The 9,147-nt window shown below is 34.8% G+C and carries 8 protein-coding genes and 4 pseudogenes; 9 read left to right on the top strand and 3 right to left on the bottom strand.

What is annotated here, in order from left to right:
- The first annotated feature begins 789 nt into the window (after positions 1–789).
- The 3 genes from sdaAB (at position 790) to V7183_RS21725 (ending at position 4,006) form a co-directional block, all read left to right on the top strand.
- On the top strand, positions 790–1,488 hold the full coding sequence (sdaAB, locus tag V7183_RS21735) for an L-serine ammonia-lyase, iron-sulfur-dependent subunit beta (RefSeq protein WP_335360799.1): 699 nt from the start codon (positions 790–792) through the stop codon (positions 1,486–1,488).
- A gap of 22 nt (positions 1,489–1,510) precedes the next feature.
- Positions 1,511–2,401 carry an L-serine ammonia-lyase, iron-sulfur-dependent, subunit alpha gene (gene sdaAA / locus V7183_RS21730; RefSeq protein ID WP_335360798.1) on the top strand — a complete coding sequence of 297 codons (891 nt, stop codon included), beginning with the start codon at positions 1,511–1,513 and terminating at the stop codon, positions 2,399–2,401.
- A 285-nt stretch (positions 2,402–2,686) separates the two neighbouring features.
- Complete coding sequence (locus tag V7183_RS21725) at positions 2,687–4,006, top strand: amino acid permease (protein WP_335360797.1); 1,320 nt, start codon at positions 2,687–2,689, stop codon at positions 4,004–4,006.
- Between the two features lie 75 nt (positions 4,007–4,081).
- Here V7183_RS21725 and V7183_RS21720 read toward each other — a convergent pair.
- Positions 4,082–4,237 (bottom strand): annotated as a pseudogene (locus V7183_RS21720) (IS6 family transposase); the annotation flags it as partial.
- Positions 4,238–4,341: 104 nt separating this feature from the next.
- Between V7183_RS21720 and V7183_RS21715 the strand changes: the two are divergent.
- The 4 genes and pseudogenes from V7183_RS21715 to V7183_RS21700 form a co-directional block, all read left to right on the top strand.
- A pseudogene (locus V7183_RS21715) lies at positions 4,342–4,514 on the top strand (IS4 family transposase); the annotation flags it as partial.
- A 313-nt stretch (positions 4,515–4,827) separates the two neighbouring features.
- Positions 4,828–5,259 carry an NUDIX hydrolase gene (locus V7183_RS21710; protein ID WP_035431940.1) on the top strand — a complete coding sequence of 144 codons (432 nt, stop codon included), beginning with the start codon at positions 4,828–4,830 and terminating at the stop codon, positions 5,257–5,259.
- Between the two features lie 221 nt (positions 5,260–5,480).
- Positions 5,481–5,660 (top strand): annotated as a pseudogene (locus tag V7183_RS21705) (IS4 family transposase); the annotation flags it as partial.
- Between the two features lie 200 nt (positions 5,661–5,860).
- On the top strand, positions 5,861–6,865 hold the full coding sequence (locus V7183_RS21700) for a proline racemase family protein (protein WP_335360800.1): 1,005 nt from the start codon (positions 5,861–5,863) through the stop codon (positions 6,863–6,865).
- A 70-nt stretch (positions 6,866–6,935) separates the two neighbouring features.
- Here V7183_RS21700 and V7183_RS21695 read toward each other — a convergent pair.
- Both V7183_RS21695 and V7183_RS21690 read right to left on the bottom strand, forming a co-directional pair.
- Positions 6,936–7,229 (bottom strand): annotated as a pseudogene (locus tag V7183_RS21695) (IS4 family transposase); the annotation flags it as partial.
- A gap of 74 nt (positions 7,230–7,303) precedes the next feature.
- Positions 7,304–7,690: a carboxymuconolactone decarboxylase family protein gene (locus V7183_RS21690; RefSeq protein ID WP_097898208.1), complete on the bottom strand. Its 387-nt coding sequence runs from the start codon at positions 7,688–7,690 to the stop codon at positions 7,304–7,306.
- Between the two features lie 159 nt (positions 7,691–7,849).
- On the opposite strand from V7183_RS21690, the gene V7183_RS21685 reads away from it, so the two are divergent.
- Positions 7,850–8,224 carry a MerR family transcriptional regulator gene (locus tag V7183_RS21685; RefSeq protein WP_335360796.1) on the top strand — a complete coding sequence of 125 codons (375 nt, stop codon included), beginning with the start codon at positions 7,850–7,852 and terminating at the stop codon, positions 8,222–8,224.
- Between the two features lie 409 nt (positions 8,225–8,633).
- On the top strand, positions 8,634–9,147 hold a 514-nt coding region (locus V7183_RS21680), incomplete at its 3' end, for a DMT family transporter (protein WP_335360795.1).

Raw genomic sequence — 9,147 nt, 5'->3', positions numbered from 1 at the left:
AAAGTAATAATATCAGAAAAAGAAGTTTCTTTTTTCTGAAAATGTATATAAATGCAATATGAATGATAAATAATCAAAATGGATTTTATATTTCCTTAATTTATTCCTTTCCATCTACATTAACCATGTATTACAACAGCTTTCACGTCTAAAATAAGATGTTTCAACAAAGGAAAATATAAGTATCTTTATAATGATTTTCCAATATAATCAATGTGTTAATCAAAGGAACTCTGTGTTATTTTTGCTATTCTACTAACTAATACAGCTTCAAACAATGGACACAATTGCTACATGCCAAGTGTAATTTATTATCCATTCAAAATTCTGTTTATTCAATCTTTCTAAAAATAAAAAATCATTAAATTCATAAATATACAAGTTATAATGAGGGCGTCGAGAGATGATCTATTACCTCCGGAGAAAATATCAAACCTGGTTCTGGTGCGAAAATTCTAAAGACCTCGCAAGTAATCTTCTAAAATTGGACATGCCGATACGATTACGCTAAGAAAGGTGTGTGTTCAGAAGGGAAATTTATTCAATATGAAAATGGAAGCGTTATCGGCCAAATCTCATTTAAGAAAATGAAATTTTGTGATAATTCTAGTATAGTTTTTATTACAATTGAACCTCTTTCTCAAGCTGACATTTTAATAGATTGACCTGTTCTGATTTTTGGAACAAATGTAATTGCAGAAAATAAAGGCTGGAACATATTTTGAATTGGTCATTCTAATAGCTTAGATTCAACTGCAATTAAAAATAATAAATTATGGGGGTGCTTATATGAACATGAATGTAGCATCTATTAAAGAAAAAAAAGTTGTTAAATACAAAAGTTGTTTTGATGTGATTGGGCCGGTAATGATAGGTCCTTCAAGTTCACATACTGCAGGTGCTTTAGCTATTGGAACAGTTGCCAATAAATTATTTCAAGGTCTTCCAAAAAAAGTCGTGGTAAAGTATTATGAATCATTTGCTGAAACCCATAAAGGACACGGAACTGATTTTGCAATTATTGCTGGGATATTAGGATTTGCTGCTGATGACAGCAAAGTGCCAGATGCTATTAAAATAGCAGAATCTAAAGGAATTGACATTACCTTTATTGAGAAAGCAGGTGATAGTCCTGCTGGTCATCCAAATACGGCAGATGTATATGTAGAGGATGAAAGTCGAAGTATTAGAACGATGGGTATTTCGGTCGGCGGCGGATTAATTGAAGTCAAACATGTTGAAATTGACGGATTTAGCTTAGATCTGCAGGGGCCATTGCCAGTTATTATTGCGATTTCCGAAAGCGCTGACTTTGAATTTATCTTACGCAGGATCTTTAAACAATATGATGTGGAAATTAACAACTTTCATAGTTTAGAAGAAAACGAAAAATATTTATATGCATTCGCTTTGGATTCGCTATTGCCTGGTGATGCTCAGAAGGAATTGAGAAGTTCAAGCAGTATGGCTAATATCATTATTCTTTAGTTACATTAAGGGGTGAAAAAATATGTATATGACCATAAAAGAAATTGTAGATGCAGCTAATAAAAGGAAAAAGCCAATTTATGAATTAGCAATCGAACAGGAAATCGAACAAACTAAAACTTCTTATGAAGAAGTTTGGAGTAAAATGGAAAAGAATTTAGCGACTATGGAAAATGCCATAAATAAAGGTATCGAGGGCGACGGGGTATTTTCTCCGACCGGTTTAACCGGGGGTGATGCTGTTAAAATAAAAAAATATCGAGAAAATGGAAAAACTCTTTCTGGAGATTTGATGGTGTTAGGGATTCAAAGTGCTATCGGTGTTAATGAAGTAAATGCTTCATTAGGGGCTATTTGTGCAACTCCAACAGCAGGTGCGAGTGGGACGATTCCGGGAGTCCTATTTAGTATTAAAGATACGTTGCAGTTAAGTCATGAAGATATGGTCCATTTTCTATTTACTTCATCTTTATTTGGAATGATAGTCGCAAATAATGCTTGTATTTCCGGAGCGTACGGAGGATGTCAAGCTGAAGTAGGCAGTGCCTCAGCAATGGCGGCTGCAGCAGCGGTAGAATCCGCCGGAGGAACAGCGCAGCAATCTTCTGAAGCTTTCTCAACCGCATTACAAAATTTACTCGGTTTAGTTTGTGATCCGGTCGCTGGTTTGGTAGAAATTCCTTGTGTAAAGAGAAACGCCATTGGAACGACAAATGCTTTAGCAGCAGCGGACATCGCATTAGCCGGCGTAAACAATATCATCAATGCTGACGAAGTTATTGAAGCGATGTATAGAGTTGGAAGACAGATGCCTCGCGAATTAAGAGAGACAGGTTTAGGCGGAATTGCGGCCACACCTACAGGGATTGCCATTAAAAGTAAAATTTTTGGAGAGAAACAATTAAAGCGATAAACAGTTATTGGAAATATTGTGAAATAGTTAACAATTCTATTCTCTATTGTTCTCCTAAGGATGTCTGTATATTAAGAACCATTATCAATAAAATATATTACTATATAAATAAAGTATGTTAATATACAATTGAAATGTTTTGTAAACGTTAACAAATCCATCAGGTTGGACACACGATGCGATGCACCTTGTAAGTGTAAGCAATTCATTTTTCAAGAATGGTCTATCTATATTCCTAGGCCTTAAAAAGAGACGTAAGAATAGGATACAAGGAGGAATTATTATATGAATGGGAATACTGCAAAAAAAATAGAATTTCAAGCTGAAAATACTGCAGTAAAAAATGAGAAATATCCAGACCCTAAAAAGTGGCATAAACAGGATACTACCTGGGCATTGAGCCTTTTTGGAACAGCAATTGGAGCAGGAGTACTCTTTTTACCTATTAATGCAGGTTCAGGTGGTTTATTATCATTACTGTTAATTACCATACTTGCATATCCTGTTATGTATTACTCACATAGGGCGCTTGCTAAAATGATATACGCTTCCAATTCTGCTGATGAGGGGATTACAGGTACAATAAGAGAGTATTTCGGAAATAAGGCAAGTATAATTTTTAACATAGTATATTTCGTCTCAATTTATACTATCGTACTGATGTATTCGGTTGCACTTACAAATACTGCAAGTAGTTTTATCGTGCATCAATTGCACATGCCGGAGCCTCCAAGGGCCATTTTATCACTTGTATTAGTACTCGGTCTTATAGCTATACTAAATTTTGGTCAAGATATCACTGTAAAAATAATGAGCATGCTAGTATATCCTTTCATAGCTTCTCTACTTTTTATCGCAATATCTTTGATTCCACAGTGGAATACGTCAATGCTTAGTTTTTCAAGTGTTTCTACTGCTTCAACAGGCACAGGATATTTTGGAACGATATTGATGATACTACCAATCATAGTATTCTCATTCAATCATTCGCCTATGATTTCATCATTTGTTATGAAACAGAGAGCTACCTATGGAATAGAAGCTACTGATGCCAAATGTGCTCAAATACAAAAAGCTTGTTATATCATGACATTCGCTGTTGTTATGTTCTTTGTTTGGAGCAGTACCTTGAGTTTGACTCCAGATGATCTGAAAATGGCGAAAGCAGAGAACTTGTCAATCCTATCATATCTTGCTAATGAGCTTAATTCGCCTATAATCACTATTGCAGCTCCTCTTATTGCTTTTGTGGCTATAACAAAGTCCTTCCTTGGCCATTATATAGGAGCATATGAGGTAATGCGTGACATGATTATCAAGGTCGGTAAAAAACGCGGAAAAGATATGGGAGAAAAAACAGTTAAGACAATGATCCTTACTTTTGTCGTATTAACATGCTGGTATGTTGCTTATGCAAATCCAAGTATTCTTGGAATCATTGATGCCCTTAGTGGTCCGTTAGTTGCAGCTATCTTATGTCTATTACCAATGTATGCGATCTATAAAGTACCAGTACTAGCTAAATACAAAGGGAAACCGAGCAATGTATTTGTCATTGTTATAGGTATACTTACTGTCCTAGCAAGTATTAAGTCATTATTCTAATTCACTATTGTTGGTTCTGGTGCAAAAATAGTGGGATATGAAAAAAGAACGAAAGATTCCTAGTGGAATTGAATTTTATGTTGTTAAGCCAAAGAAATCATGAATAAGATATATCTGTTTTTGGACAGACTTCTCACCTTGGGGAGTCTGTCCTTTTTTGATTATATGCATAACTTCTATTCCAGCAATCACTTTTTTAGCTGTTTGCAATGATTTTAATCCAAGCATATTGGGGTGCGGCCCCACATCCATCAACTTAAGGGTTTAGACTATTTTTGAAGTTAAAAGCACGTTACTATTCTCTTATGTTAATGAGAAAGGGTGAGGTGCTTTTTATGAATATGAACCAAAAACAATAATTACTTTATTGGCCGAAGAGTTATATCGATATATGTCTCCCGCTACACTTAATCAATTAGCTATAGAAGTAGGCGGGATGAAACGAAAACGTAAGTGCCACGGACACCATTTCTTATCTTTGTGTGTATGGTTAAATCAACAAGTCGCTTAGTAATGCGCTTCAAGCAAAGCACCGTAACAAAAACGTACAGTATTGTTACGGTGCAAACTTAACGTGGGTTTTATGTTATGTAAATTTATAATAAAGTTTGACCGTTTGTAATAAAGTTGCACCGTTTATAAAAAAGATTGATCAAAAGTCCTGTATTGATGCAGGATTTTTTTGTTCTGCAATTGGACTATATTTTGGAATAAGGAAGGGAATTGGATTGTTCACTTTGAAATAGTAAGTTATTCCAGAAAAGAGCAAGGTTGCTGTATAAAGATAAACATACTAAATTTATAGAAATGGAGGAAGTCAATTGGAACAAATCACACAAAATATTTATTCACCGCCAAAACATATAGTTTCAGCAGCGACTATTGTAATCAATGAACAAAAAGAAATTCTATTAATCAAGGGACCTAGAAGAGGTTGGGAAATGCCAGGTGGACAAGTTGAAGAAGGAGAGTCTCTGAAAGATGCTGCAATAAGGGAAACTAAAGAGGAAACAGGTATTGATATTGAGGTTTTAAAATTTTGTGGAGTATTCCAAAATGTGAACCATTCAATATGTAATACGTTGTTTTTAGCTAAACCAGTTGGAGGCAAATTAACGACTACACCAGAAAGTTTGGAAGTAGGGTTCTATCCTATTGAGCAAGCTTTAGAAATGGTAACTTTTATGAATTTCAGACAAAGAATTGAATACAGTTTGGATGAAAACAAACAACCTTTTTATATAGAATTTTAAGAAACGATCTTCCATTATAGTGCGCTATGATTGAACAACATAAGTAAAAAATGATCAATCTTTTTTATAAAAACCAATCTTAAATCTACTAGAAAAGCATCCATTTTGATCAATCTTTTTTCAAAATGGATGCTTTTAATTTATTGTAAAATTATGGATTTTAGGGTATTTTTGAACAAATTTTATTTCAAAGCTACATGTTAGTACGTTGGCTGTACCCCTATATTCGTGCCTTAGGATATTTTCGTTTACAAGATTTTAAGTCTATTCAGGATAAGCAAGAATACTATTTATCACGTCTTAAGTTACCAACTAAAATATATAGAAAAGAATTCGAAACAGGGGTATTTAAAACAAAACCCGCTCAATTAAGACCGGTATATATAAAAATACACTTTAAGTTGATGGATAGGAATGTCAAAGAAAATATACACTCCTAGACAAAAGTGTTGCAAAAAGGATACACCTTTTTCAGGAAACTGCAATGAATTTTCGTGATAGTAAGCGTCTGTTAGATTGGCATAATACTTGCAGATAAAATAGTAGGACACTTACAAAGATTTCAGGGGATAAGTGGATGAAGATACTGGAGGGGAAAGAAATGAACATTAGTAAAATGTACACAACAATTGACGCACATGTAGCGGGGGAGCCACTGCGTATTATTACAAGCGGAGTACCAGCGATAAAAGGAAACACACAGTTGGAAAGACGAGCTTATTGTATGGAGCACTTGGATCATCTTCGCGAAGTTCTTATGTATGAACCGAGAGGACATCATGGTATGTATGGTTGTATTATTACGCCTCCTGCAAGTCCTCATGCGGATTTTGGGGTATTGTTTATGCATAATGAAGGCTGGAGTACAATGTGCGGGCATGGAATTGTTGCGGTAATTATGGTAGGAATTGAAACTGGTATGTTCGAAGTGACAGGTGAAAAACAAAAGTTCATTATTGATAGCCCGGCAGGAGAGGTTATCGCATATGCAACATACAGTGGAAACCAAGTAGAATCCGTATCATTTGAAAATGTTCCTTCTTTTGTTTACAAAAAGGACGTTCCGATAAAAATTGATGGCTATGAATTTCAAGTAGATATTGCTTTTGGAGGAGCTTTCTATGCTGTTGTAGATAGTAAAGAATTTGGCTTGAAAGTAAATTTTAAAGATTTACCAGCTATTCAAACGTGGGGCGGGAAAATTAAACACTACATTGAAAGTCAAATGGAGGTAAAACATCCTCTCGAAGAAGATTTAAAGGGAATATACGGCGTTATCTTTTCAGATCAACCAAATGGAAAAGAGGCCACTTTACGAAATGTAACCATTTTTGCGGATGGGCAAGTAGATCGCTCTCCTTGTGGCACAGGTACTTCAGCTAGACTTGCCACTCTTTTTGAAAATGGGGTTCTACAGAAAGGTGAAAGTTTTATCCATGAATGCATTACGGATGGACAATTTGCTGGAGAAGTGTTGTCAGTGACAAAAGTAGGCGAATATGGAGCAATTATTCCAAAAGTGACTGGTCAGGCGTTTATTACGGGATTCCACCAATTTGTAATGGATCCAAGAGATTCATTGAAACGAGGATTTTTGTTGGGGTGATGTTTGAATAAGAGTTGTTTTTTGTTTAGAAAACAAGTGGATTGAAGATGAATATTGGCAACAAGCATTGGAGAAAGGAAGAGAAAATATGTTGAAGGGAGGGATTAAATCGTTGATTGAGTCCCTCAGGGGTCATCAAAACCCCTGTAGAAGACTCTAAATTACTACATAATTGCGTTAATGAAGTACTCGCGACTTTTTGAATTAGCCATACCCACAGAGTTACTCATTCTTGAGCACGATATTTACTAGTCCGTTTCACAAGCTCAACCTCTCTCGCAAATTCTTGAAGGGCTCAAGGAGATAAACAGTGTTGTAGTTCTTTGGAAAAGAGGTTAAATTCATCTGAAATTGAAAGATTTATAAAAAAGCACCAACCTTTCCTATTATAAAAAAATAAGGTAATTGATTTGACTGAGCTTATTCATTAATAGTATCTTATCCTAAGTTCAGCTTACGTTCTTCAAAAATTCGTTTTGCCACAAAGATTGCATTAAGGACTCGTGGAAAGCCCGTGTAAGGGATGCAGTGCATGATGGCTTCCACTATCTCATCTGGTGAGAGACCAACATTAAGTGCCGCGTTAATGTGGACATTAAGTTGTGGTTCACAGCCACCCTGTGTAGTTAGTGATGCGATTGTAACCAATTGACGTTGTTTGAGGTCTAATCCTTCCCGAGGATAGATATCACCAAAAGCGAATTCAACAACATATTTACCGAGATCAGGAGCAATATCTTTTAATGAATCTATAACATGTTGCCCACCCTCTCCATCTACTTCCATAAGTTTTTGCCAGCCACGCTGATAACGTTCATTACTCATTGCATTTGCCTCCTAAGAATTTATCAATTTAAGTTTTTTAATCATTTAGTACGTCTATGTTACGTAGTATCAATTGATTAAAAAGTAACTCTTGATTAAACGTTACACCTTAGAGTGCACTCTAAAGCAACCCCTTTTCTTTGTGCTATAATGAAATTTATGGAAAATATATATACTATTAAACAAATTTCAAAAATAACAGAGCTTACTGTGCACACTTTACGTTACTACGAAAAAATTGGGTTGCTTAATGAGGTGAGCCGAGATATTAATGGCTATCGTCAATATTCGGAAGCTGATATTTCTTGGATCAATTTCTTAATCCGTTTAAGAGTAACAGGAATGTCAGTCACAGACATGAAACTTTTTTCTGATTTACGAAGTCAAGGTGAACCTACAATAAGCGCTAGACGAGAATTGTTAGAAATACATCAAAACAAAGTCCTTAAAGAGATGAAAGAGTTGAAGGATAACCTGGTGAAAATTGAAGAAAAGATTGATTACTATAAGGGGATGGAGGGACATAGGAAATAACCATTTTACATTATCATTTATGTCAAAAGTTTAGGGCAGTATCTACTGAAAAAACGCCATTCTTTCGAAGGAATGGCGTTTTTTTGCTTTAGGGGTATTAATTTTTTCTTAGGTTGATGGGTATGTGGCGGTACCCTTATTATGGGATGAAGCTCATTGTTTACACGATGTTATCCCAATTACTCCAGCTGATATAACTAAGTTAGTAATTAGAGATGTTATTAGTACATCCTGAAACCTTTTAAACAAGTAAAGAAACTTTAGTTATATAGAGCTATGATGATTAAAAAGAACTGCAACATACAAATGGCGGTTCTTTTGCTTGGTTTTATATTCTATTTTTGTAAAATAAATCCATATAATATATAGATAAAAAGCAATACATATCAAAAAGTAAAGAGGGGAAAACATGTCACGTAAATTATACTTTGCACTCATTATGTTAAGCCTTATTTGGGGAGGATCTTTCTATTTTTTCAAGATTTTAGTTGCAGATTTCAATCCTTTGGTAGTAGCATTTTTACGATCAACTTTTGGAGCTACAACACTTATTGTACTTATACCATTTTTCCGCAAGTCTTTTAAAGGGAAAATTCCTTTTATACCTTTGTTTGCTGTAGGAATACTAAATACTATAATTCCATGGACACTTATTTGTTTTAGTGAACAAAAAATGACTAGTAATTTAGCTTCTGTCTTAAATGCAACCCAACCATTATGGACAATGGTTTTAGGAATTTTATTATTTGGTATACGTTCCAATCGTAACCAAATTATAGGTCTATGTATTGGATTCATAGGCATTTTAATACTCTCAGATATACATCTATCAAATGTTTTTTCAGTTGATTCATTAAATTTCGTTGCAATGTTGATAGCAACTTTTTGCTATGGTCTAGCAACTCATATAACAAAGCGTTATC

Source organism: Bacillus sp. JJ1127 (genome assembly GCF_036965845.1).
Classification (GTDB): Bacteria; Bacillota; Bacilli; order Bacillales; family Bacillaceae_G; genus Bacillus_A.
Note: the sequence above shows the minus strand (reverse complement) of the source record. Positions and strands in the feature narration are given on the sequence as shown.

What these genes read in the sequence shown, in the direction of transcription:
- sdaAB (WP_335360799.1), top strand. Translation starts at nt 790, where the DNA reads ATGAACATGAATGTAGCATCTATTAAAGAAAAAAAAGTTGTTAAATAC.
- sdaAA (WP_335360798.1), top strand. Translation starts at nt 1,511, where the DNA reads ATGTATATGACCATAAAAGAAATTGTAGATGCAGCTAATAAAAGGAAA.
- V7183_RS21725 (WP_335360797.1), top strand. Translation starts at nt 2,687, where the DNA reads ATGAATGGGAATACTGCAAAAAAAATAGAATTTCAAGCTGAAAATACT.
- V7183_RS21700 (WP_335360800.1), top strand. Translation starts at nt 5,861, where the DNA reads ATGAACATTAGTAAAATGTACACAACAATTGACGCACATGTAGCGGGG.
- V7183_RS21690 (WP_097898208.1), bottom strand. Translation starts at nt 7,690, where the DNA reads ATGAGTAATGAACGTTATCAGCGTGGCTGGCAAAAACTTATGGAAGTA.
- V7183_RS21685 (WP_335360796.1), top strand. Translation starts at nt 7,850, where the DNA reads ATGGAAAATATATATACTATTAAACAAATTTCAAAAATAACAGAGCTT.